Genomic DNA, 22,914 nt, shown 5'->3' with positions numbered 1-22,914 from the left:
ACAACCCGCGCAACCTACGGGATCAGCGACGTGGAGGCGATCGGTTTGTGGGTGCGGGCGCTCAGAAGGCCCAGCGTGTGTGGGAGTAGACCCCGTCGTCGCGGCCGAAGCCGTACGCCGTGGCCGGGGACACCGCGAACACCATCGCCTCGCCCTTCCGGAACGCGTCCCCGATCCCGTGGAAGGTGCCCTGGCGGGAGGTGATGTGCGCCCCGTACTTCGCCTCGTACGCCGTGATCACCTCCTCGAGCACCGCCGGATCGGTCACCGGCGCGGCCTTGCCCTCGACCACGACGTCGAGCCCTTCCGTGAGCGAGTTCCGTCCGGTCGTCACGGCGCAGTGCCCGTCATGAGCGAGGTTCTTGGCCTTCTGCTCGCCCGGGCCGGTGGAGAAGTACAGCACCCCGGCGTGCCAGGCGGCGATGACCGGAGTGACGTGGAGGCGACCGTCGGGGCGCACCGTGGACACCCAGAAGATCTCGGCGGCCTCCAACTGCCGCTGAGCTTCGGCCCATTCGGTGGCGGTGACTTCGGCGGCACCCGGGCGGGGGTTGAGCGCCGAGCTGTAGCGGGCGTCGAGCTCGGTCGTGGGCTGCTTGGCAGGTTCCTCGGTCGGCATGGTGGATCTCCTTTCCTCTCCCCTGTAACGATCCGCCGCCCACGCGGTCATCGAGCGACGCCGGCCCCGTCGGACACGCCTGGCGGTCACATGGCGGCGCGGGATGCGTAGGCGCGGACGTCCGCGTCGGGATCGGCGGTCGCTTCGGCGAGCGCCGCGCGGGCGTCGGGGTCGGCGCGGTGGGCGAGGAGTGACAGGACGACTGCCTTGCGGACGTCCGCGTTGGGGTCGGTGGATGCCTTGGCGAGGAAGGCAACTGCTGGGTTGGACAGGGCTGTTCGGAGAGCCGTCGCGGCGCCGGCCCGAACCTGCCAGGCGCGGTCGCCGAGCGCGGCCACGGCCCGTTCGGCATAAGGGGGCGGGCAGCCCGTGTCGGCGAGTGCCGCGAGCGCGGCTGCCCTCACCAGCGGGTCGGAGTCGTCGAGGAGCGGGGCGAGCGGGGCCGGTGACGGTTCGCGCACCGCGGCGAGTCCGCGGGCTACCGCGACTCTGACCTCGCGGGCCGGATCTGCCGTGGCCGCCGAGAGGTGAGCGGTCGCGTCGACGGAGACCAGGGCGCGGACGGCCTGGATGCGTACGTCGATGTCGGTGTCGGCGAGCGCGGCGGCGTACACCGAGGCGTCGCCGAGCCGCAGTTCCCGCAGGACGTCCAGCGCGGCGCCCCGGACCGCAGGGTCCGCCACATCGAGGGCCGCTCGCAGACCGGAGCCCAACTCGGCCTCTGACGGCAGGACTTCGACCAGTTCGCGCAGCGCGCCGGCGGCGGCCTGTCGGACCTGGGGTGCGCCGTCCCGCAGCCGTGCGGCGAGCGCGGGACCGGCCCCGACGGGCACCGTCTCGGCGAGGACGGAGACGCCGGCCGCTCGCACCGCAGGGTCCGAGTCCTCGAGGTAGGGGGAGAGCGCGTCCAGGTCGGGAGACTCTTCGGCCAGAGAGAGGAGAGCGAGGAGGGTGGGGCTCGACGTGGGGGCCTGGGCCGCCGAAGGCGAGGGAGCCGCCGCGGCGGACGGGGCCCGGCGGGCGGCCGGAGCGACGTCCCGCTGCCCCGCCGTCGCCACCGGCACCAGCGCGACCTCGCCCAGCGCCCGCTCCGCCCCGGCCGCCGACGGCTCGAACTCCGGCACCGCAACGACGTACGGCTCGACCGGTCGGGCCCTGAACTCCATGGCTCCCGAGGGGGACTTGCGCAGGTCGAGATGGTGCAGCCACCTGGCGTCGTCCCGCTCGGGATGGTCGAGCCGCTCGTGATACAGGCCCCAGCGCGACTCGGTCCTCGCCAGTGAGGCGCGCGCGGCCATCTCCGCGCAGTCCCGGATGAACGACACCTCCGCGCACCGCATCAGCTCATGGGCGGTGCGTGCCCCCATCCCGGCGATCTCGCCGGTCATCCGTTCGAAGGCCTCCACGGCCAGGGACAGCTTCGCCCCGGCCTTCGGCGGCGCCACGTAGTCGTTCACGAACCGTCGCAGTTTGTACTCGACCTGAGGCTGTGGCGGCCCGTCGGGGTGACGCAGCGGCCGGTAGATCAGCTCATGTGCGGCAGCCAGCTGCTCGCCGGGCAACTCGCCCTCGTAGGGCCGGAACCGGGACGCGTCCTCGCCGGCCAGGTCCCCGAAGACGAACGCGCCGATCATGTAGTTGTGCGGTACGCAGGCCAGGTCGCCGGCCGCGTACAGGCGCGGCACGGTGGTGCGGGCGTGTGCGTCGACCCGTACGCCGGACGCCGAGTGTCCGCCGCACAGACCGATCTCCGAGATGTGCATCTCGATGTCGTGCGTGCGGTAGTCGTGGCCGCGGCCCTCGTGGAAGGTGGCGCGCGTGGGCCGTTCCGTGGTGTGCAGGATCGACTCGACGGCGTTGATGGTCTCCTCCGGCAGATGGCTCAGCTTGAGGTACACCGGGGCGCGGTCGGAGGCGAGTTCGGCCGCGAACTCGGCCATCATCTGCCCCGACCAGTAGTCCGACTCCACGAACCGCTCGCCGTGCCGGTTCACCTGGTAGCCGCCGAACGGGTTCGCGACGTACGCGCAGGCCGGCCCGTTGTAGTCCTTGATCAGCGGGTTGATCTGGAAGCACTCGATCCCGGTGAGGGCGGCTCCCGCGTGGTACGCCATCGCGTAGCCGTCACCTGCGTTCGTCGGGTTCTCGTACGTCCCGTAGAGATAGCCCGAGGCGGGCAGGCCGAGACGGCCGCATGCCCCGGTGGCCAGGATCACCGCGCCCGCCCGCACGGTGACGAACTCGCCTGTACGGGTGTTGAATCCGGCCGCACCCACGGCACGGCCGTCCACGGTGAGCACCCGGACCGGCATCACGCGGTTCTCGATGCGGATCCGCTCGCGCATCTCGCGGCGCCGCAGCTGCCGGTAGAGGACCTTCTTGACGTCCTTGCCCTCCGGCATCGGCAGCACGTACGAGCCGGAGCGGTGCACCTGGCGGACCGCGTACTCGCCGTGTTCGTCCTTCTCGAACTTCACGCCGTACGACTCGAGGCGCTTGACCATCGCGAAGCCCCGGGTCGCGGTCTGACGGACGGTGGACTGGTCGACGATGCCGTCGTTGGCGCGGGTGATCTCCGCGACGTAGTCGTCGGGTTCCGCCCGGCCCGGGACGACCGCGTTGTTGACGCCGTCCATCCCCATGGCCAGTGCGCCGGAATGGCGTACGTGCGCCTTCTCCAGGAGCAGCACGTCCGCGCCGCGTTCGGCGGCGGTCAGGGCGGCCATGGTGCCCGCGGTGCCGCCGCCGACGACGAGGACGTCGCAGGAGAGTTCGGTCGCCTCGGAGAGGGCGGGGATGGCCAGGGGGGTGTCCACGGGCGGGCCTTTCACAGGGGTGCGGGTGGTCAGAGGGAGGTGAGGATGCGGCGGCGCAGGCCAGTGGTGGCGGGCGCGTCGTGCGCGTCCCGCTGCCGGGGGTGCGGCACGGTCAGGACCTCGCCGGAGGAGAGCAGGGCGATCCGGTCCCCGAGGTAGAGCGCCTCGTCCACGTCATGGGTGACGAAGACGACCGTCGCGCCCGTGCCGCGCAGGATGTCCACGAGCAGGTCCTGCATGCCCGCGCGGGTGTGCGGGTCGAGAGCGCCGAACGGTTCGTCCATGAGGACGGCGCGGGGCTGCCCGGCCAGGGCGCGGGCCAGCTGGACGCGCTGCCGTTGCCCGCCGGAGAGCCGGCGCGGCAGCTTGCGGGCGTGCTCGGCCAGTCCGACGCGCTCCAGCCACCCGTCGGCGACACTGCGTCGCTCCTCCCGTCCGAAACGCCGTATGGACAGGGGGAGCTCGACGTTGGCGCGGACGCTGCGCCACGGCAGCAGGGCGTCCTCCTGGAAGACGAGCGCCCGGTCGGCGGCGGGTCCGCCGATGGGTGCCCCGTCCTGCGTGACCTGCCCGCCCAACGGGGGCAACAGCCCGGCGAGGGTGCGAAGGAGCGTGGACTTGCCGCAGCCCGACGGCCCGAGCACGGCCACGAGTTCGCCCGGCGCGATCCGCAGGCGAACGGTGCCGGGCAGGGGCTGTCCTTCACGGTGGCCGAGCCGTACGTCTTGCAGGGCGAGTTCGGCACCCTGGCGGAGGGAAGCAGTACGCGTCGGACTCATGAGACGGGTTCCTTCTCCAGGGTCGTGGCGGGGGACGGGACCGCCGGAGGAGCGGCGGCGCGGCGTACGACGCGGGACGGCGCTCGCTCGGGCGGCCGCGGCAGCCAGGCGGTGGCGCGGCGGCCGAGGAACTCCACCGCCGTGGACGTGAGCCAGCCGAGCACGCCGATGGTGACCATGCCGACGAAGACACCGGGGTAGTCGACCACCGTGTAGTCCTGCCAGGTGCGGTAACCGACCCCGTACTCACCGGAGATCATCTCCGCCGAGATCAGACAGATCCACGCGACGCCGATGCCCACCGAGAGCCCGCCGAAGACGCCCGGCAGCGCTCCGGGCAGCACCACCGAGAACAGCACGCGCAGCCGGCCACCGCCCATGGTGAGCACGGCCTCCTCCCACACCGGCGTCAGCGCGCGCACCGCGTGCCGCGTCGACACCAGCACGGGGAAGAACGCCGCGGTGAACGTGATGAACACGATGCCCTGCTCGTTGCTGGGCAGCAGCAGGATCGCGACGGGCACCAGGGCGATCGCCGGGATCGGCCGCGCCACCTCCAGCAGCGGGCCGAGCAGATCGGCGGCCCACCGCGACCGCGCGATCGCCGTGCCCGCCGCCACTCCGAGCACCGCGGCCAGCAGGAACCCGATCACGATGCGGCGCAGGCTGTGACCGAGGTCCTGCCAGTACGGGGCGGTGCCCAGCCGGTCGCCGAAGGCGGAGGCCACCTCGCCGACCGTGGGGAACTGTCCGAACCGCAGCCAGAGTTCGACGTCGAGAGAGGTCAGCAGCTGCCAGAGCCCGAGGGCCGCGGCGAGCGATGCCGCCCGGACCAGCCAGCGGCCCGCGCTCATGACGCGAGCCTCACGGCGTCCGCGTAGCCGACGACCCTGGCGCCGGGGTGCCCCTCGACGTACGTGTTCGCATGGCTCGGGGTGACGAAGGCGCGCAGGTCGGAGCCGTCCGCGACCCACACCGCGCGGTCGGCGAACCACAGGGTGCCGGTCAGCGCGTCGGGGACGTACGCGGCCCGGACCGCAGCTCCCTGGAGCGCCTTGAGGAGCTGCTTCGGACTGTCGAAGGTGCGGGTGGAGTCCCGGCCCTTCAGCCACAGCTCGGACTTGGCGGCGTGCGCTTTCGGATACGGGGGTGCGTGCGTGGCCCGCTTCAGCGGCTCAGGGTCCACGAAGGAGTCCACGTCGACGTCGCCCACCAGCTCGGCCGCCTCGAGGACCGGGACGTCCTTCTTCAGCGCGGCGATCAACTCCGGCCGCAGCGCCGGGTCGAAGGTGGCGATGCCGTGGGCGCCGTTGTAGAGGTAGACGACCTCGGCGGGCAGGCCGGTCTCCTCGGCCACCGACTCGGCGGCCGCGACCGGGTGCTCGCGGAGGTGGTCGGTGGCCCGTCGCTGAGCCTGGAGGAAGTCGTCGACGACCCCGCCGTGCTCCTCGGCGAACTTCTCCCGGACGGTGACTCCGTGGAACGTCGGCAGATTCAGGTCGGCCCCGTCGTACAGGGCATTCGCCTTTCCCTCGTACGCCAACTGGCCCGGCCAGGCGACGAATTGGGACAGCGCGTCCACGCTGCCCCCGGCCAGGGCGGACGCGCCCACGCTGGGCTGCTGGTTGAGTTTGCTGATGCCTTTCTCCGGGTCGATCCCGGCCTTCTTCAGGGCGCGTACCAGGGTGCCGTCGGCGGCCGAGCCGATGCTGGTGGACACTTTTCTGCCGCGCAGGTCGGCCAGTGACCTCAGGCGCGAACCGGGAGCGGTGACCACGGTGTTGAGCCCCCCGCGCAGGTTGTAGCCGGTGACCGAGACGAGCCGTGTCGGCTGCCCCAGCTGCTTGCCCCGGGCCGCGTTGATCAGCAGCGGGAAGTCGCCCATCGACCCGATGTCGATCTTCCCTGCGGTCATCTGGGCGGTGATGGGAGCGCCGGTCGCGTAGTCCTGCCACTTCACCCTGTAGGTCTTGCCGTCCCTCTTGCCGCGGGCCACGAGTTCCTCCTCGAAATAGCCGAGGGAGCGCAACAGCGTTCCGGCGGTGACGGTGTTGATGGTCTTCGACTGGTATCCGACGGTCACCGTGACGGTCCTGGAGTCCTCGGCCCCGGCGGTGCCACCGCACGCCGTGACCAGGGGCAGCAGCAGGGCCGGCGGCAGGAGCCGGGCGAACCGGACATGGGGTTTATGAGGCACGGGAGTGGGACCTTTCACCGGAGCAGGTAGGGCATGTTGACGGTGACCGCGCCGGTGGGGCACCGGGCCGCGCAGGGGCCGCAGTACCAGCACTCGTCGACGTGCATGTACGCCTTGCCGTTGTCCTCGCGGATCGCGAGCGAGTCGAGCGGACACATGTCTACGCAGAGCGTGCAGCCGTCGATACACCGAGACTCGTCGATGGTCACGGGTACGTCGGCGCGCTGCGGGACAACGGGCATGGCTGTCTCCAGGGAGGGTCGTAGGAGGAACGTGGGGTGGGTCAGACAAAGTGGCGCCGAAGGACGCCGCTCATGGTGATGCGGTCGCCGCGGAAGCGGATGAACTCCAGGTCCACGGGCCGGCCGTCGGGCAGATGCGTGAGCCGCTCCAGCATCAGAACGGCGCTCCCGCGCGGCGCCTCGAGGACCGCGGCGGAGTGCGCGTCGGCGTTCACGGCTTCGAGAGTGATCTCGGCGTGCCCCAGCGGGCCGCCGGTCAGCGTCTCCAGGAGCCGGAACACGTCCGTGTTCTCCAGATCGCAGCCGAGGAGGTCACCGCCGACGTCCATGGGCAGATACGACAGGTCCAGGGACAGCGGCAGCCCGTCGAGGCGCCGCAGCCGCTCGATACAGAGCACGTCGGTGTGGTCGGGCAGTCCGAGCCGGCGCGCCACCGGGCCGGGAGCGCTGACCGGCCCGACGGTCCGGACCTCGTTCGTGACCCGGCCGTGCTCGTGCAGGGTCTCGGCCAGGCCTTGCAGCCGGTCGAGGCCGTGCGGGTACTTCTCGCAGACCACGACGGTGCCGACGCCGGCCTTCCGCTCGACGAGCTGCTCGCCGCGCAACAGGTCGAGGGCCTGCCGGACGGTGTTGCGGCTGGCCCGGTAGTCGGCGGCGATGACGTCCTCCAGAGGCAGGACGCCGCGCGGGAATCCGCCCGACAGGATCTGGTGGCGCAGCAGATCCGCGAGCTGCCGGGCCTGGTCCGCACGCAGCCGCCGACGGCGCGCGGCGGCGACCGGAAGCGAGGCGGGGATACGTTCGGCTGGCATGGCAGGGAACGTACCGGCGCCCCGGCCCTCATGGTGTTGCGGCAGCATTGCGCCACCTGATGGCTCCGGCCGCACCGCTCTGACCTGCTGAATCGACGGCCGACGACCGAGATCCGCCACTTGACCGCCCACCACGTGGACAGGGGACGACCGCGTCGTGGTCGCGGGAGCGCGGGGCAGGCGGGCGGGACGCCGGCTCGCCCCCGGCGCGACCGCGGGCGACGATGGAGGACGGGGCCGGTTCCGGGGCCAGGTACTGGGAGGTACCCGTGGAGCACGCCCGAACAACCGACGTATTGATCGTGGGCGCCGGCCCGGTCGGGCTGAGCGCGGCCGCGGAGCTCCGGCGGCACGGAGTGCGCTGCCGCCTCGTCGACCGCCTGCCGGCCCGTCTCCCCTACGCCAAAGCGGTCGGCATCCAGCCGCGCACACTCGAGATCTGGGACCGGATGGGACTGGCCCGCGCCGCCCTGGAGGCCGCCGTCCCGATGCGCGGCCAACTGATCTACGTCAACGGCCGGGAGCAGGCCCGCATCGACCTCGTCCTGCCGCCCGAGGTGCCCTACGGATTCGCCGCGCTGCCGCAGTACGAGACCGAACGCCTCATCGAGGAGTACGTCGGCGGCCTCGGCACGTTCATCGAACGCGGCACCGAACTGCTGTCCTTCACACAGGACGAGGACGGCGTCACGGCCCTTCTGCGCACCGGCTCCGGAGCCGAGGAGGAGCTGCGCGTCCGCTATCTCGTCGGCTGCGACGGAGCGCACAGCACCGTCCGCAAGGGACTGGGCCTGAGCTTCGAGGGCGGCGCCTTCGACGAGGGGTACATGCTGGCCGACGTCGAGGCCGACTGGGACATGCCGCACGGCTACGGCGTGCGCTCCATGCACCGCGCCGAAGACGGTTCCACCGACGACCTGCTGGTCTGCATCCCGCTGCCCGGAAAGGGCCGCTACCGCATGTCCACGCTGGTCCCGCCCGAGCTCTCCGAGCAGGGCGCCGGCCGCGGGACCGCACCGGGGGACGGTGTGGCGCACGGCCTGCAGAACGGTGGCGTCCCCGAGCTGTCCCACATCCAGGCCGCCGTCGACCGGCTCGCCCCTACGCCGGCCACCCTCTCCCACATGCGCTGGTCGTCCGTCTTCCGCATCAGCCACCGCATCGTCGACCGCTACGCCGACGGTCGCGTCTTCGTCGCGGGCGACGCCGCCCACATCCACCCGCCCACCGGTGCCCAGGGCATGAACACCGGTATCCAGGACGCCTGCAACCTGGCCTGGAAGCTCGCCCTCGTCGTCCGGGGCGAGGCCGGACCCGCCCTGCTCACCAGCTACGACGCCGAGCGCCGGCCGGTCGGCGAGGAGGTCGTCGGCCGGACCGTGCGGCATGCCACGCACGGCATCGAAGCGGACCCCGACGCGCCGCAGACCATCATGCTCCGCGAGGCCCAACTGCTCATCGGCTACCGGGACGGACCGCTCGCCGGGAGCCCGCACGGGTCCGCCGAATCGCCCCGGCCCGGGGACCGCGCACCGGACTGCACCGGGCTGACCGAGCCCGTGGCCGCGTACCCGTTGCGCCTGTTCGACATCCTGCGCGGTCGCACGGCACACGTCGTGCTCCTGTACGGGTCCGACGCTGCCGGCCTGGCCGGGGCCGCCGAGACCGTCCGCGCCGCGGGAGAACCCACCGACGGCACGCTCCCCGGCGCCGGACCGGAGGCTGTCGCCGTCCTGGCCCGCGATGCCGAGCCGACCGGTCTCGACCCCCTGGCCGTCGCCGGATACCGCGACGCCGCCGGGGAGTTCGCCCGGCTCTACCGACCCGACGGACCGACCGGCTTCGTCGTGCGCCCCGACGGACACCTCGGCGCCCGCTTCCCCCTCGCCGACACGGCGGCGGCCCTGTCCGACCACCTCGCGGAGCTGTCCCCGCCGGCCTGATCACCAGAGGCCGTCGCCCGCTCCCCTTTGAGTAGCCGTACTCAGGCCACCCGGCTTCCGGGCCGCCACGATGAGGTGACCGAGAAGAAGGAGCGCCCCGATGTCCCTGATCGCAGCTGCCCGTCGCAGGACGCCGAACAATCCGGCCCCGTCCGCGGCCCGGCTCCCGGCCCCGTCGCCGGTGCTGCCCGGCGTCTGCGTCGCCGTCGTGGTCGCGGGGCTCGCCGTCTCCGCCTGGGCACCGCACGACCGGACGACATGGGTGCTGGAAGTGGTGTGGGTGCTGATCGGACTGCCGCTGGCCGTCCTGGCCCGCAGACGCTTCCCGATGTCGGGGCTGCTGTGCTGTCTCCTCGCCGCGCACGCGCTGGTGCTGGCGCTGGGAGGGCACTACACGTACGCCCAGGTGCCGTTGGGCGAGTGGGTGAAGGACGGACTGGGGCTGTCCCGGAACCCGTACGACCGGTTCGGTCACCTGATGCAGGGCTTCGTACCGGCCATCCTGGTGCGGGAGTTGCTGGTCCGGACGTCTCCGCTGCGAGGCAGCCGATGGCTGGCGCCGCTCACGGTCTGCGCGTGCCTGGCGTTCAGCGCGGTCTTCGAGATGTTCGAGTGGGCGGCAGCGGTCATCGGCGGGCACGCGGCGGACGCCTTCCTCGCCACCCAGGGCGATGTGTGGGACACCCAATGGGACATGTTCTGCGCGCTGATCGGCGCCACGGTCTCGCTACTGCTGCTCAGCAAGTGGCACGACCGGCAGCTCACCCGCCTGACCGGCTGATGCCCGACCGCCGCGCCGGCATCACCGGGCCCCACGCACGGAGACCCCCGAGAAGCTGTCGCGCATCGACGGCGAAACCGCGGTGAGCCGCTCACCCAGTGTCGCGATCGCCGCGGCGGACAGGTTGCCCGCAGGCCACGCGGGCTCGGAGGCGGTGGCCGGGCGGGGCCGGGGAGCCGGGCGGAGCGGTCGTGCTCGTACCGGTCGGCCTGGAGGCGGTACATCTGCGCGCAGCGGCCGACGGGTTCGGCGGCGAACAGTTCGGCGTGACTGCCCTCCTCGCCCGGCGGGCCCTCGTCCAGGACGAGGATGCGGGCGACGCGACGCACCGCGACCATGCGGGGCCTGACCAGGACGATGATGCGGTCAGGCCCCGCGAGGCCGAGGATCTGGTCGAAGGCACGCTGCTCCGCGTCCGGGGCCGGCGCGGACATCGGCTCGTCCACGATGACCACGCAGGTCTCAGGGAAGCGGGCGCGGACCGGTCCGGTCGTCGGGTCAGGTTCCCGAAGGCTCCGGCGGGGTGAGCGTGATGTCCCGCTTGAGGATCTTGCCGGTCGCTCCCTTGGGGAGTTCGTCGACGAATCTCACGATCCTCGGGTACTTGTAGGCCGCCACCCGCTGTCGTACGTAGTCGCGCAGCTCGTCCGTCGTGCGGCGGGCGCCGGGCCGGAGAACCACCACGGCGGCCACCTCCTCGCCGCGCGCCGGGTCGGGCACACCGATCACCGCGGCCTCCGCCACGTCCGGGTGCCGGTACAGGACCTCCTCGATCTCCCGCGGATAGACGTTGTAGCCGCCGCGAATGACGAGGTCCTTCTTGCGGTCGACGATGAAGTAGTAGCCGTCTTCGTCGACGCGGGCGAGATCACCGCTGTGGAACCAGCCCTCCTGGAACGCCTGCGCGGTGGCGTCCGGCCGGTTCCAGTACCCCTTCATGACGTTCTCGCCCCGGATCGCCAGTTCACCCACCTCGCCGGGGCCGACCACGCGGCCGCCCTCCGCGACGAGCCGCAACTCGACCCCGCGGACAGGAAGCCCGATGGAACCCGGCTTGCGGGGCCGGTCCGGCGGGTTGAAGCACGCCACCGGCGACGTCTCCGACAGGCCGTAGCCCTCCAGCACCGTGACCCCCAGCTCGCGCTCGGCGGCGTGCAGCAGTTCGACGGGGAGCGCGGAACCGCCCGAGACCCCCAGCCGCAGCCGCGGCAGGGCAGGCCGGATGCCGCTCTGGAGCAGCGCGGTGTACATCGTCGGCACGCCGAGGAAGACGGTCACCTCGTCACGGCGCAGTATCTCGAGTGCCGTGGCCGCGTCGAAGCGAGGCAGGAGGGTCAGACAGGCGCCCGCGGTGATCGCGGTGTTCAGGGCGCAGGTCTGCCCGAAGGCGTGGAACAGCGGGAGCCCGCCGAACAGGACGTCGTCCGGTCCCGCGCGCAGCAGCGTCCGGGCCGCCGTCAGCGCGTTGCTCACCAGGTTGCGGTGCGTCAGCTCCGCTCCCTTGGGCGTCCCCGTCGTGCCGGACGTGTAGAGGATCACCGCGGTGTCGTCATCGGCGTTCCCGGCGGCTCCGGTCATCGGCGGGGAGAGACGCAGCCGCGCGTCGAGCGTCGCCGGGTCCGCGATGAGGTGTTCCACGCCGGCCGTCGACGCCGCCGGAACGGCCTCGTCGGCGGAGGACGGCGACGCCACCAGGAACCGGGTGGCGCAGTCGTCCAGCACGAACGCGATCTCGTCCGCCTTCAGCAGCGGATTCATCGGGACGACGACGCCGCCCGCGCGCAGGATGCCGTAGTACACGACGGGGAAGTGCAGGACGTTGGGCAGGACCATCGCCACGCGGTCGCCCGCCCGCACACCCCTGGCCCGCAGCAGCGCCGCGAACCGGGCGGTCAGGTCGTCGAGTTCCCCGTATGTGAGGACGCACTCGCCCTGACGGACAGCGGTCCGGTCAGCGTGCGCCCGGGCGGATCGCGTCAGCAGTGCGCAGAGGTCGGACATGTGGCTTCCCTTTCGTCGGGGGGTGCGGGGTGATCACATCGCGCGGCGCGACCCCGCCGCGCCCGCCCGTGCGGGAGTTCTCGTCTGCCCAGAACTCACGTGGCAGTGAGCGTGGTTGATGGGGCGTCAGCCACAACTGGAGCAGATGACAGAGGTGTTCGGGATCCGGATCGTCCTCGCGCGGTGCGCGAGCGTGCAGGACCGCGTGGTTGTTGAGCAGCAGCAGGTCGCCGGGGGCGAGGTCGACGTCGAGGCGCAGCTCGGGGGACGACGCCGCCTCGTCCATGAGGTCGAAGAGCTCCCGCTCGGCCGAACTCAGGCGCGGCACCTCGGGATACCGCTGCGCTGACTCCAGACGACCGCGGTCGTAACGCAGGCTGAGCCTGTTCCCGTCCCGGTGGGCGAGCGGCACCGCCTGCCAGGGGAGCCTGCCCGGGAGCTGTTCCCCGCGGCGGTCGAGGAAGTGCGTACGGCTCAGGCCGTCGAGCAGCTCGGGCCTGCGAGCCAGTACGGCGTTGTGCACCGCCGCCGAACTGGCGAGTGCCGTACGCCCCCGGGAGCCGGTCGCCTCCAGGCACAGCAGCGCCGACGCGTCGGCGGCCTCGGTACGCGGCGACAGCGCGGCCCGGGCGTCGGGTCCGTCCCGCAGATGCCCGAGCATGTGACCGGTCGCGTCCTGCGACACCGGGATCCCGAGGTGTTGTCCGACACCCCACAGGAGGACAGCGGCCTCCTCCTCGCTGTACCGCTCCACCGGGATGCCCCGCACCAGTACGAAGCCCCGGCCGCTCTCCAGCTCGTCGGCCGCAGCGCGCAACCCGCGCGCCAGAGTCGGCAGCGGGAAGTGGTCGGCGGTCACCTTCAGCAGAGGTGTGCCCCGGGCGCGCACCGTCCGCAGCGCCACGTCCAGTTCGTCGAGCCACGCCGGTGACAGGTGCGGCGCCCAGGCCGGGGAGGCCGAGAGATCCCGGCCCCGCCACACCGCCGGACCGGTGCAGGGACGGCGGGGGAGTTCTGGTGATCGACCACGCACCACATTCATCCTTTCTCCGCCGGGTAATTCCATGAGAAGCAGGCGCCGGGTTCTGAATTCACCGGCTCTGTCGCGGCCTCTTCGTCGCGATGCCGGCCCCTTTTCAAGGGGCCCGCATTTTGCCAAGGTGTCTTCCGCCGGAATTCCGTGCGGCCTTCGCGGTGGTGCCACGCTAAGTCACGGCCTCACGCCTCGCTTGACCTCACGGGACAGATGCCTTATCAATCTGGGACACAGCCCTGGAGCGCGCCCATGAAACCGCTGGTCCGCAACGCAGCCCTGAGCAGCTACATCGAGCTCAGCCAGTCCGTGGGCATCGACCCCCGTGCCCTCATGAAGCGGGTGGGGCTCGACCCCGTGGGGCTCGCCGTCCAGGACCGCTGGATTCCCGGCGCTGCCGTCGCCGAGCTGCTCGAACTGTCGGCGGCGGCGGCGCGGCGGGAGGACTTCGGCCTGCTCCTCGCGGAGCGGCGCCGTTTCTCCAACCTCGGCCCGATCAGCCTCGTCCTGCGCGAGGAGCCGGACGCGCGCAGCGCCGTCCGGCTCCTGGTGCGCCAGGAGCGCATGTACAACGAGATGCTGCGCAGTCGGCTCACGGAGGCGAACGGGCTCGCCACCTTGAAGGTGAGCCTCACACTCGGCGAGGTACGAGAGGCCCGGCAGTCCGTCGAACTGGCCGTGGGCGTGCTGCACGGATTTCTCCGGGTGTTCCTCGGTGCCCGCTGGCAGCCACTGTCCGTGTGCTTCTCCCACGGCGCCCCTCACGACATCGCCGCGCACCGGCGTTTCTTCGGGCCCGTGGTGGAATTCGACCAGGAATTCAACGGCATCGTTTTCTACGCGACGGAACTCGACACCCCCAACACGATGTCGGATCCCCTGCTGCGCGGCTACGCCCGGCAGTACTTCGACTCCCTCGCGGTCTCCGAGGACACCACCGAACTCGACCGGGTACGCGAGCTGATCGAGGTCCTGCTGCCGACGGGGCGCTGCTCGGTCGAACAGGTCGCCGGCAGCCTCGGCGTCGACCGCAGGACCGTCCACCGGCACCTCGCCGCGTCGGGCGAGACCTTCTCCTCGCTCGTCAACGCCACGCGCACGGAGCTTGCCGAGCAGCTCGTGGCGAATCCGAGCCGTTCCCTCACGGAGATCGCGGGACTCCTCGGCTTCTCCGCTCCCAGCGCCTTCTCCCGTTGGTTCCGGGATCAGTTCGGCAGCAGCGCCCGTGAGTGGCGCGCCCAGCGGTCCGCCCCCGGCCCTGTCCCCAACTGACAAGTCTCCCGTCACCTGCGGTAAAGCGCCGCGCGTAACCCGCTCTTAACGTGGCCGTACCGCAAGGGCCACTTCGGCTCTGTCGATCAAGGCCCTTGCCCCAGCCACGAGTCGGGTCGCCGTGCCCACGAAGGCCTGCCCCGGCGCGTCCGCGTACCAGGAGATGACGATGCACTTCCTCGATGACTCCCTGCTGCCCGAGAACCAGCAGAAGCTGGTGATCCAGGTCGCTCCCTACGGCCCCGAGTGGCTTCCCGGCGACGCCGACGACCTTCCCCTCACCATGGACGAGCACGTGCAGGCCGCCGTGGACTGCTACAACGCCGGTGCCACCGTCCTCCACATCCACGTGCGGGAACTGGACGGGCACGGCTCCAAGCGCATGTCGAAGTTCAACGAACTCATCGGCCTGCTGCGCGAGGCCGTTCCGGACATGGTCCTGCAGATCGGCGGGTCCATCTCGTTCGCCCCCGAGGACGAGGGCGCCGAGGCGAAGTGGCTCAGCTACGACACCCGCCACCTGCTGGCCGAACTCGACCCGCGGCCCGACCAGGTGACGATCGCCATCAACACCAGCCAGATGAACATCGTCGAGATCATGTCCGACGACGACCTCGCCGGGACGTCCATCGCCAAGCCCGACTACTACGCGGCGTACCGGGACATGGTCGTCGAGGCGGGCCCCGACTTCTACCTCGAACACCTCGAGCGCCTGCGCGCGAACGGCATCCAGCCGCACTTCCAGCTCGCCACCCTGGCCCAGCTGGAGACCGTCGAGCGTCTCATCCGCAGCGGCGTGTACACCGGCCCCCTGGTCCTCAACTACGTGGCCATCGGCGGCGGGTTCTCCGGGCGCCACCCGGCCGACCTCATCGAGTTCGTCCGCCGTGTCCCCGACGGCGCCGTCCTCACCATCGAGTCCTCGATGCGTGCCGTCGCCCCCATGAACGCCATCGGCATCGCCCTCGGCGTCCACGTCCGCGTGGGCAACGAGGACAACCTGTGGGCCCGCAAGGGCGAACGCATGAGTTCCGTGAAGCAGGTCGAGCAGATGGTCAGCATCGCCGACACCCTCGGCCGTGACATCGCGAACGGCGCGGAGGCCAAGGAGATCTACCACATCGGCGAGTACTACTCCGACACCGACCGGACCCTGGCCGCGCTCGGCATGGTGCCCAACCGGCGTCCCGGCCAGCGCGGCTTCATGCTCGGCGGCACCGCCGGCTGACATCGGCCGACGTCCGCCGGCCGTCGCCGAACAAGCACGGCGAGCCCACCGGCGTCGCGGACCCACCATCACAGCGAGCCCACCGGCAGCACGCAGGCCGGCACAGCAAGCCCCCAGCACAGCACGCCGAACAACCCGAACGAAGAGAGCATCGCCGTGGCATACGCCATCCGCTTCCACGAGACCGGCGGCCCCGAGGTCCTGCGCCGCGAACAGGTGGCCGTCGGCGCCCCAGGCCCCGGCGAGGTCCGGGTCCGGCACGAGGCCGTCGGCCTCAACTTCGCCGACACCTATTTCCGCACCGGCCTGTACCCGGCACCGCTGCCCGCGGGAATCGGCGTCGAGGCCGCCGGCGTCGTCGAGGCCGTCGGCCACGGCGTCACCCACGTCGCCGAGGGCGACCGTGTCACGTACACCGGCAGCCCGCTCGGCGCGTACAGCTCCGAGCGGGTCATGCCCGCCGACTCCCTGATCCGGCTCCCCGACGGCATCGACTTCGAGACCGCGGCCGCCATGACCATGCGTGGCCTCACCGCGTCGTACCTGCTGCGCCGCATCCACCCGCTGAAACCCGGCGACACGATCCTGCTGCACGCCGCCGCGGGCGGCGTGGGACTGATCGTCTCCCAGTGGGCGAAGCTGCTCGGCCTCACCGTCATCGGCACGGTCTCCACCGAGGAGAAGGCCGCACTGGCCCGCGCCCACGGCTGCGACCACACCATCCTGTACCGGCAGGAGAACGTCGCGGAGCGCGTGCGGCAGCTGACCGGCGGGGCCGGTGTCCCGCTCGTCCTCGACAGCGTCGGCAAGGACACGGTCGCCGGGTCCATGGCCTCGCTGCGCCGCCGCGGCCTGCTGGTCTGCTTCGGCACCTCGTCCGGGGTGCCGCCGCTGGACGCGATGCAACTGGTCCGGCACGGCTCACTGTTCGTGACCCGCCCGGCGCTGGCCGACTACATCGCCGACCCCGCCGAGCGGGACGACCTCGCCGGGGAACTGTTCGGCCACGTCGCCGCCGGCCGCATCGGGATCCGCATCGACCAGCGCTTCGCCCTCGAGGACGCCGTCACCGCGCACCGCACGCTCGAAGCGGGCCGCACCACGGGCTCGTCCGTCCTCATCCCCTGAGCCACCCGTCCCCCGTACCCCAGGAGAGCACCCATGCCCCGGACCGCTGCCCGCACCCGGATCCAGGTCGAACCGCTGACCTGCACCATCGGCGCCGAACTGCACGGCGTCCAGCTCAGCGACGCCGTCCATGACGACGCGCTCTTCGCCAAGATCAAGGAACTCCTGCTCCGCCACAAGGTGCTGTTCCTGCGCGACCAGGACATGAGCCGCGCCGAGCACGTCGGGTTCGCCTCCCGCCTCGGCCCGCTGGAGGACCACCCTGTCCTCGGCAGCGACCCCGACCACCCCGGCCTCGTCCGCATCTACAAGGACCTGGACAGCAAGCCCGAGCACTACGAGAACGCACTGCACTGCGACGCGACCTGGCGCGACCGCCCGCCCATGGGCGCCCTGCTCCGCTGCGTCGAGACGCCCGAGGTCGGCGGTGACACGATCTGGGTCAACATGGCCGAGGCGTACCGCAGGCTCCCCGAGCACATCCGCACCCGGATCGACGGGCTCCGCGCCCGGCACAGCATCGAGGCCAGCTTCGGCGCGGTCCTGCCGACGGAGCAGCGCCACCAGCTCAAGGCCCGCTACCCGGACGCCGAGCACCCGGTCGTGCGCACCCACCCCGAGACCGGCGAGAAGATCCTCTTCGTCAACTCCTTCACCACCCACTTCGTCAACCACCACACCCCCGAGAACGTGCGGTTCGGCCAGGACCACGCGCCCGGCGCGAGCCACCTGCTCAACTACCTCACGAGCCAGGCGGCCGTCCCCGAGTACCAGGTCCGCTGGCGCTGGACCCCGAACAGCGTCGCCCTGTGGGACAACCGCTCCACCCAGCACTACGCGGTCCAGGACTACTGGCCCGCCGTCCGCAAGATGGAGCGCGCCGGGATCGCCGGTGACAGGCCCTGCTGAGCCGATGACGCGTCGCTACGCGTGGTGGGTGTTCGCCCTCAGCTTCGGGCTCCTGCTGTCCGACTACATGTCACGGCAGGTCCTGAACGCGGTGTTCCCGCTGCTGAAGGCCGAATGGCTGCTCTCCGACACCCAGTTGGGAGCGCTGAGCGGCATCGTCGCCCTGATGGTCGGCGTGCTGACCTTTCCGCTGTCGTTGCTCGCGGACCGCTGGGGCCGGGTCAGGAGCCTGGTCCTCGCGGCGGTGGTGTGGAGCCTGGCCACCCTGGCCTGTGCCGTCTCCGCGAGCTACGGCCAGATGTTCCTGGGCCGTTTCATGGTGGGCGTCGGCGAGGCGGCCTACGGGAGCGTGGGCATCGCGGTGGTGCTGAGCGCGTTCCCGGTGGGCCTGCGGGCCACGCTGTCAGGCGCCTTCATCGCGGGCGGCGCCTTCGGCTCCGTACTCGGCGTGTCGATCGGCGGTGTGGTGGCCCAACACCTGGGCTGGCGCTGGACGTTCGGCGTCATGGGCCTGTTCGGGCTGGTCCTGGCCGCGGTCTACGGCGTCGTCGTGACGGAGCGGAGGCTGGCCCCGGCCGGCCACGGCACCGGCCCCGCGCCGGGTACGGGAGGCCCGGTACGGGCGCTGCTGCCCCGGCTGTTCTCGTCGGTGTCCGTGCTGTGCGCCTACGTCGGCAGCGGCCTGCAGATGTTCATCGCGATGTCACTGCTGGCCTGGATGCCCAGCTTCCTCGACCGGTACTACGGCCTGCCGCCCGGCAAGGCCGGACTCGCCGCCGGAGGATTCGCCCTGATCACCGGGATCGGCATGATCGGCGGCGGCATCGTCAGCGACCGGCTCGGCCGCAGCGACCCGCACCTCAAGTGGACCGTCGCCATCGTGTGCAGCTTCGGCTCGCTGGTCCTGCTCACCGGCGGGTTCCGACTCCCGCCCGGCATACCGCAACTCCTGCTCGTGGGCGCCGGGACGCTGCTGTCCAACGCCACGGCGGGACCCGCCGCCGCCATGGTGGCGAGCCTGACACCGGCCGCCGTCGCGGCGACGGCCATGGCGACGCTCACCCTCGCCAACAGTCTGCTGGGCCTGGCGCCCGGCCCCGCGGTCACCGGCATGCTGGCCGACCGCATGGGCCTGGACGGCGCACTCCGCCTGGTCCCGCTCGTCGCCGTCGTGGCGGGCCTGGCCTTCGCCCTCGGCAGACGCCACTACGACAAGGGCCTCGTCTCGGCATCGGCCCCGGCCCTCGAAAAGACGGAGATCTCCGCATGAACCCCGTTCCCGCGCCCACGGTCGTGCTCGTGCCCGGCCTGCGCGACCACGTCCCCGACCACTGGCAGACGGTCCTCGCCGCCCGCCTCCCCGGTTCCGTGACCGTGCCGCCCCTGACGGACCTCAGGCTGAGCCGTGACGCGCAGGTCACCGCTCTGAACGACGCGATGTCCGGCATCGAGGGACCGGTCGTGCTCGTCGCGCACAGCGCCGGCGTCCACACCACCGTCCACTGGGCGGCCGGGCACACCCGCCCGGTGCGCGGCGCCCTCCTCGCGACGCCGCCCGACTTCGAGACCCCGCTGCCGGACGGCCAACCCGCACCGCGGACCCTGCGTGACAACGGCTGGCTGCCGACGCCGAGCGCCGCGCTGCCGTTCCCCAGCGTGGTCGCCGCGAGCACGAACGACCCTCTGGCCCGCTTCGACCGGGTCAGCGCACTGGCCGACGCGTGGGGCAGCCGGCTGGTCGACCTCGGCCCCGTCGGCCACCTCAACCCCGCCTCCGGCTACGGTGAGTGGCCTCGCGCGCTGGAGATCCTCCAGGCCTTCGGCTGCCGTACGACGCCGGACCCGCGGGTGTCGGCATGAGCGCGCGGGACTCCGGCATCAGCCAGTTCCTGGCCTGGCTGGCACAGGAGCGCGGACTGTCGTTCACCGACTACGCCGAACTGTGGCGGTGGAGCGCCGACGACCTGCCCGGCTTCTGGTCGGCCGTGTGGGAGTTCTACGGCCTGGACACGGTCAGCGACTACGACGAGGTACTCGCCGACGCCAGGATGCCCGGCGCGACCTGGTTCACCGGAGCACGCCTCAACTTCGCGCGGCAGTGCCTCGCCCACGCGACCGACGAACGCCCCGCGCTCATCGCCGTGTCCGAGACCGGCGACCCCGTGGAGATCTCCTGGGACAGGCTCACCAGGGAAGTGGCGGGCACGGCCGCGGCCCTGCGAGACATGGGCATCGGCCCCGGAGACTGCGTCGCCGGGTACCTGCCGAACGTCCCGCAGGCCGTGGTCGCACTCCTGGCCACCGCCGCCGTCGGCGCGACCTGGACGGTCTGCGCACCCGAGTTCGGCACGCCCGGCGTCCTCGCCAGGCTGCGCCAGGCCCGGCCGACGGTCCTGGTGGCCGCGGACGGCTACCGCCACGGCGGCAAGAACTACGACCGGCGCGCCCACATCGCCGAGATCCTGGACGGTCTGCCCACGGTCCGCCATCTCGTCGCCGTCGACCGCCTGCACACGTCCGCCGCCGGACCGGTCTGGTCGCAGCGGCAGGACGTGACGCAGCACGACTGGGCCGTCATGGCCGACCGTGAGGCCCCGCTCGACTACGCCGACGTCCCGTTCGAGCATCCGCTGTGGATCCTCTGGTCGTCGGGCACCACCGGCGTCCCGAAGGGAATCGTTCACGGCCACGGCGGCATCGTCGTCGAACTGCTCAAGGCGCTCGGGCTCGGCGTGGACCTGCGCGCCGACGACCGCTACCTCTTCCACACCTCCACCGGCTGGATGGTGTGGAACTTCATGGTCGCCGGACTCCTGCACGGCAGCACGCTCGTCCTCTACGACGGCAGCCCCACCCACCCCGACGTCAACGGCCTCTGGCGGATCGCCGAACGCACCCGCGCCACGACGGTCGGCGTCGGCGCCGCCTACCTGATCGCCGCGGAGAAGGCGGGCGCCCACCCGGCCGCCGCCACGGACCTCGGCGCACTGCGGACCATCCTGCAGACGGGCTCGGCGATGCCCGACAGCACCTGGCGCTGGGTCCACGACCGGCTCGCCCCGAAGGCCCGGCTCCAGTCGATCTGCGGCGGCACCGACATCTGCTCGGTGCTCGCGGGCGGCTCCCCGCTGCTGCCGGTGCGCACGGGCCGGATCTCCGGCCCCTCCCTGGGCGTCGCCCTCGCCTCCTGGGACGCCGACGGACGGCCGCTCGTGGGGGAGCAGGGCGAACTCGTCGTCACGGCACCGCTCCCGTCGATGCCTCTCCGCTTCGTCGGCGACCCCGACAACGCGCGCTACAGGAGCAGCTACTTCGACGTCTACCCCGGCGTGTGGCGGCACGGCGACTGGGTCACCCTGAACCCCGACCTGTCCGTCGTCGTGGCCGGCCGCTCCGACTCCACCCTGAACCGCATGGGCGTGCGCATGGGGTCCGCCGACCTCTACGCCGTCGTCGAACGGCTCCCGCGGATCGCGGACAGCCTCGTCATCGGCGCCGAACTCGCCGACGGCCGCTACTACATGCCGCTGTTCGTCGTGCCCGCGGACGGCGAGCGGTTCGACGAGGCCCTGCGTGCCGAGATCGTCGGCGCGATCAGGCACAGCCTGTCACCCCGCCACGTCCCCGACGCCGTCGTCCCCATCGAGGCAGTGCCCCGCACCCTCACGGGCAAGAAACTGGAGGTTCCCGTCAAGCGCATCCTCCAGGGCGCCCGCGTCAGCGAGGTCAGCGCGGAGGGCGCCGTGACCCGGCCCGACATGCTGGCCTGGTTCGCGGAATTCGCGGCCGGGCTGGCACAGCCCTGAGAACGTACGGCCGCGCGGCGTCTGACGGGCACAACCTGGTCAGGCGCCTCGCCCCGTACGGAGAACTCCCGGCGGGCGTGACGTGTGACCGCGTGATGCCAAACGCCACGTACTCAACGGTAAGGCGACCGCCGGACGGACAGGATCGCGACGTCGTCGTGCTGACCGCGCTCCCCGGCGAACGCGCTCGCGTCGTCGTAGAGGGCGTGGGGGAGGTCGGTGGGGGAGAGGGCCATCCGCTCGGTGAGGCGTTCGGTGACCGGGTAGAACGTGCCGTCGGCGCCGCGGGTCTCGGTGAGCCCGTCGGTGGTCAGCAGCAGTGTCGCCCCGGCCGGAAAGGAGAACCAGCCGACGGTCACCGGTTCGGTGGCGAGCTCGGCGAGACCGAGGGGAACGCCGGAGTCGAGGGCCGGTGTGCTGATGGTGGCGTCGTGCAGCAAGTGGGGCGCGATGTGTCCGCAGTTGATGACTTGTACCTCGTCGTGCGCGTCGACGTTGAGGATGAGCGCGGTGACGAAGCGTTCGTCGTCGCCGGTCCGCGCGGCGTAGGAGTTGTGCCGTACGACAGAGGCATCGAGGGCGTCGACGAGCGCGGTCAGGGTCGGCTCCCGGTGGGCCGCCTCCCGGAACGCGCCGATGACCGCGAACGCGGCACCGACGGCGGGCAGGCCCTTGCCCTGCACATCGCCGATCAGGACCCGGGTTCCCCAGGGCGACTCGACGACGTCGTAGATGTCGCCGCCGACCAGCCGGTCCTCCTGGACGGGCTCGTACGCGCCGTCGACCAGGACGTCGTCGGTGAGCAGGGGCAGCGGGCGCAGGATGTGACGCTGCATCGCCGCAGCGGTGGAGCGCAGCCGCAGCATCTCGTCCTCGCGGCGGATACGACGGTGGCAGGCGTATACGGAGGCCACGCCCAGGGCGAGGGTGAGCAGCATCATGAGGCCCCTGTCGAGCCACGACCGCCCGTCGCCGTGCCGGAGCAGCACGATGACGACGACCACGAGCGCGATCCACGCAGCCACGAACTTCGTCTGGCGCACGGTGCACAGCGCGGACGCCGCCGCCGGCAGGAAGACGAGGAGCCCGAGAAGCCACACCGGGGAATCGGACAGGGCACCGAGGACCAGCACCAAGAGGGTCACCAGCGCGACGCCGATCACCACCTCGACGTTGCGCGGTGGTTCGATGCTCTCGACGGGGCGCGCGGAACGCTTCGGATGGGTTTGCGGCACGGAACCTCCCGGGCAGGTGGTGTACTCCCCGTACGTTAGGCAGGCCCGGACGTGGGTGAGCCGCGCCCCGCCGGACGATGCCCCCGTGCGGTGAACGGCGTGACCAGCGATCC

At 71.8% G+C, this 22,914-nt stretch carries 20 protein-coding genes; 10 read left to right on the top strand and 10 right to left on the bottom strand.

What is annotated here, in order from left to right; translation table 11 throughout:
• Window positions 1–61: 61 nt before the first annotated feature.
• The 7 genes from ACFC96_RS03845 to ACFC96_RS03815 all read right to left on the bottom strand — a co-directional run bounded on the left by ACFC96_RS03845 (window position 62) and on the right by ACFC96_RS03815 (window position 7,465).
• The gene (locus ACFC96_RS03845) at window positions 62–619 is read right to left on the bottom strand and encodes a pyridoxamine 5'-phosphate oxidase family protein (protein ID WP_376610031.1); all 558 of its coding nucleotides are present in this window, start codon (window positions 617–619) and stop codon (window positions 62–64) included.
• A gap of 86 nt (window positions 620–705) precedes the next feature.
• Complete coding sequence (locus ACFC96_RS03840) at window positions 706–3,435, bottom strand: fumarate reductase/succinate dehydrogenase flavoprotein subunit (RefSeq protein ID WP_376610029.1); 2,730 nt, start codon at window positions 3,433–3,435, stop codon at window positions 706–708.
• Window positions 3,436–3,464: 29 nt separating this feature from the next.
• Window positions 3,465–4,214, bottom strand: a complete 750-nt coding sequence (locus tag ACFC96_RS03835; protein WP_340456739.1) for an ABC transporter ATP-binding protein — start codon at window positions 4,212–4,214, stop codon at window positions 3,465–3,467.
• Entirely contained in the window at window positions 4,211–5,068 is an 858-nt protein-coding gene (locus ACFC96_RS03830; RefSeq protein ID WP_340456738.1) for an ABC transporter permease, read from the bottom strand. The genes ACFC96_RS03835 and ACFC96_RS03830 overlap by 4 nt, the downstream gene beginning before the upstream one ends.
• Entirely contained in the window at window positions 5,065–6,411 is a 1,347-nt protein-coding gene (locus ACFC96_RS03825) for an ABC transporter substrate-binding protein (RefSeq protein ID WP_376610027.1), read from the bottom strand. Before ACFC96_RS03825 ends, ACFC96_RS03830 begins: the two co-directional genes overlap by 4 nt.
• Before the next feature lie 14 nt (window positions 6,412–6,425).
• Window positions 6,426–6,653 (bottom strand): ferredoxin family protein, encoded by a 228-nt coding sequence (locus tag ACFC96_RS03820; RefSeq protein ID WP_055563275.1) that lies wholly within the window; start codon window positions 6,651–6,653, stop codon window positions 6,426–6,428.
• A 41-nt stretch (window positions 6,654–6,694) separates the two neighbouring features.
• Complete coding sequence (locus ACFC96_RS03815; protein WP_340456734.1) at window positions 6,695–7,465, bottom strand: GntR family transcriptional regulator; 771 nt, start codon at window positions 7,463–7,465, stop codon at window positions 6,695–6,697.
• 224 nt (window positions 7,466–7,689) lie between these two features.
• Between ACFC96_RS03815 and ACFC96_RS03810 the strand changes: the two genes are divergently transcribed.
• The 3 genes from ACFC96_RS03810 to ACFC96_RS03800 all read left to right on the top strand — a co-directional run bounded on the left by ACFC96_RS03810 (window position 7,690) and on the right by ACFC96_RS03800 (window position 10,716).
• Window positions 7,690–9,408: an FAD-dependent monooxygenase gene (locus ACFC96_RS03810; RefSeq protein ID WP_376610025.1), complete on the top strand. Its 1,719-nt coding sequence runs from the start codon at window positions 7,690–7,692 to the stop codon at window positions 9,406–9,408.
• A gap of 100 nt (window positions 9,409–9,508) precedes the next feature.
• The gene (locus ACFC96_RS03805; RefSeq protein ID WP_376610023.1) at window positions 9,509–10,189 is read left to right on the top strand and encodes a DUF2238 domain-containing protein; all 681 of its coding nucleotides are present in this window, start codon (window positions 9,509–9,511) and stop codon (window positions 10,187–10,189) included.
• 191 nt (window positions 10,190–10,380) lie between these two features.
• Entirely contained in the window at window positions 10,381–10,716 is a 336-nt protein-coding gene (locus ACFC96_RS03800; protein ID WP_376610022.1) for a hypothetical protein, read from the top strand.
• On the opposite strand, the gene ACFC96_RS03795 is transcribed toward ACFC96_RS03800, so the two are convergent.
• Complete coding sequence (locus ACFC96_RS03795; protein ID WP_376610021.1) at window positions 10,688–12,190, bottom strand: long-chain fatty acid--CoA ligase; 1,503 nt, start codon at window positions 12,188–12,190, stop codon at window positions 10,688–10,690. The two genes, ACFC96_RS03800 and ACFC96_RS03795, sit on opposite strands and share 29 nt — an antisense overlap.
• Window positions 12,141–13,223, bottom strand: a complete 1,083-nt coding sequence (locus tag ACFC96_RS03790; protein ID WP_376610019.1) for a TauD/TfdA family dioxygenase — start codon at window positions 13,221–13,223, stop codon at window positions 12,141–12,143. The genes ACFC96_RS03795 and ACFC96_RS03790 overlap by 50 nt, the downstream gene beginning before the upstream one ends.
• Before the next feature lie 252 nt (window positions 13,224–13,475).
• Here ACFC96_RS03790 and ACFC96_RS03785 point away from each other — a divergent pair, with 252 nt between their 5' ends.
• The 7 genes from ACFC96_RS03785 (at window position 13,476) to ACFC96_RS03755 (ending at window position 21,566) form a co-directional block, all read left to right on the top strand.
• The gene (locus ACFC96_RS03785; protein ID WP_376254192.1) at window positions 13,476–14,495 is read left to right on the top strand and encodes an AraC family transcriptional regulator; all 1,020 of its coding nucleotides are present in this window, start codon (window positions 13,476–13,478) and stop codon (window positions 14,493–14,495) included.
• Window positions 14,496–14,664: 169 nt separating this feature from the next.
• A complete protein-coding gene (locus ACFC96_RS03780; protein ID WP_376254189.1) occupies window positions 14,665–15,723 on the top strand; it encodes a 3-keto-5-aminohexanoate cleavage protein in 1,059 nt (352 codons plus the stop codon).
• A gap of 156 nt (window positions 15,724–15,879) precedes the next feature.
• A complete protein-coding gene (locus ACFC96_RS03775) occupies window positions 15,880–16,851 on the top strand; it encodes a quinone oxidoreductase (protein ID WP_340456726.1) in 972 nt (323 codons plus the stop codon).
• Between the two features lie 33 nt (window positions 16,852–16,884).
• On the top strand, window positions 16,885–17,760 hold the full coding sequence (locus tag ACFC96_RS03770) for a TauD/TfdA family dioxygenase (protein WP_340456724.1): 876 nt from the start codon (window positions 16,885–16,887) through the stop codon (window positions 17,758–17,760).
• A gap of 4 nt (window positions 17,761–17,764) precedes the next feature.
• Window positions 17,765–19,030: an MFS transporter gene (locus tag ACFC96_RS03765; RefSeq protein WP_376254186.1), complete on the top strand. Its 1,266-nt coding sequence runs from the start codon at window positions 17,765–17,767 to the stop codon at window positions 19,028–19,030.
• A complete protein-coding gene (locus ACFC96_RS03760; protein WP_376610017.1) occupies window positions 19,027–19,620 on the top strand; it encodes an RBBP9/YdeN family alpha/beta hydrolase in 594 nt (197 codons plus the stop codon). The genes ACFC96_RS03765 and ACFC96_RS03760 overlap by 4 nt, the downstream gene beginning before the upstream one ends.
• Window positions 19,617–21,566 (top strand): acetoacetate--CoA ligase, encoded by a 1,950-nt coding sequence (locus tag ACFC96_RS03755; protein ID WP_376610015.1) that lies wholly within the window; start codon window positions 19,617–19,619, stop codon window positions 21,564–21,566. The genes ACFC96_RS03760 and ACFC96_RS03755 overlap by 4 nt, the downstream gene beginning before the upstream one ends.
• 113 nt (window positions 21,567–21,679) lie before the next feature.
• Here ACFC96_RS03755 and ACFC96_RS03750 read toward each other — a convergent pair whose 3' ends face one another.
• A complete protein-coding gene (locus ACFC96_RS03750; RefSeq protein WP_340456719.1) occupies window positions 21,680–22,801 on the bottom strand; it encodes a PP2C family protein-serine/threonine phosphatase in 1,122 nt (373 codons plus the stop codon).
• Window positions 22,802–22,914 lie beyond the last annotated feature (113 nt).

It is taken from the genome of Streptomyces sp. NPDC055955 (assembly GCF_042270245.1).
GTDB lineage: Bacteria > Actinomycetota > Actinomycetes > Streptomycetales > Streptomycetaceae > Streptomyces.
This window is presented reverse-complemented; position numbering and strand designations above follow the sequence as displayed.

What these genes read in the sequence shown, in the direction of transcription:
- ACFC96_RS03845 (WP_376610031.1), bottom strand. Translation starts at nt 619, where the DNA reads ATGCCGACCGAGGAACCTGCCAAGCAGCCCACGACCGAGCTCGACGCC.
- ACFC96_RS03835 (WP_340456739.1), bottom strand. Translation starts at nt 4,214, where the DNA reads ATGAGTCCGACGCGTACTGCTTCCCTCCGCCAGGGTGCCGAACTCGCC.
- ACFC96_RS03830 (WP_340456738.1), bottom strand. Translation starts at nt 5,068, where the DNA reads ATGAGCGCGGGCCGCTGGCTGGTCCGGGCGGCATCGCTCGCCGCGGCC.
- ACFC96_RS03820 (WP_055563275.1), bottom strand. Translation starts at nt 6,653, where the DNA reads ATGCCCGTTGTCCCGCAGCGCGCCGACGTACCCGTGACCATCGACGAG.
- ACFC96_RS03815 (WP_340456734.1), bottom strand. Translation starts at nt 7,465, where the DNA reads ATGCCAGCCGAACGTATCCCCGCCTCGCTTCCGGTCGCCGCCGCGCGC.
- ACFC96_RS03810 (WP_376610025.1), top strand. Translation starts at nt 7,690, where the DNA reads ATGGAGGACGGGGCCGGTTCCGGGGCCAGGTACTGGGAGGTACCCGTG.
- ACFC96_RS03805 (WP_376610023.1), top strand. Translation starts at nt 9,509, where the DNA reads ATGTCCCTGATCGCAGCTGCCCGTCGCAGGACGCCGAACAATCCGGCC.
- ACFC96_RS03795 (WP_376610021.1), bottom strand. Translation starts at nt 12,190, where the DNA reads ATGTCCGACCTCTGCGCACTGCTGACGCGATCCGCCCGGGCGCACGCT.
- ACFC96_RS03785 (WP_376254192.1), top strand. Translation starts at nt 13,476, where the DNA reads ATGAAACCGCTGGTCCGCAACGCAGCCCTGAGCAGCTACATCGAGCTC.
- ACFC96_RS03780 (WP_376254189.1), top strand. Translation starts at nt 14,665, where the DNA reads ATGCACTTCCTCGATGACTCCCTGCTGCCCGAGAACCAGCAGAAGCTG.
- ACFC96_RS03770 (WP_340456724.1), top strand. Translation starts at nt 16,885, where the DNA reads ATGCCCCGGACCGCTGCCCGCACCCGGATCCAGGTCGAACCGCTGACC.
- ACFC96_RS03765 (WP_376254186.1), top strand. Translation starts at nt 17,765, where the DNA reads ATGACGCGTCGCTACGCGTGGTGGGTGTTCGCCCTCAGCTTCGGGCTC.
- ACFC96_RS03760 (WP_376610017.1), top strand. Translation starts at nt 19,027, where the DNA reads ATGAACCCCGTTCCCGCGCCCACGGTCGTGCTCGTGCCCGGCCTGCGC.
- ACFC96_RS03755 (WP_376610015.1), top strand. Translation starts at nt 19,617, where the DNA reads ATGAGCGCGCGGGACTCCGGCATCAGCCAGTTCCTGGCCTGGCTGGCA.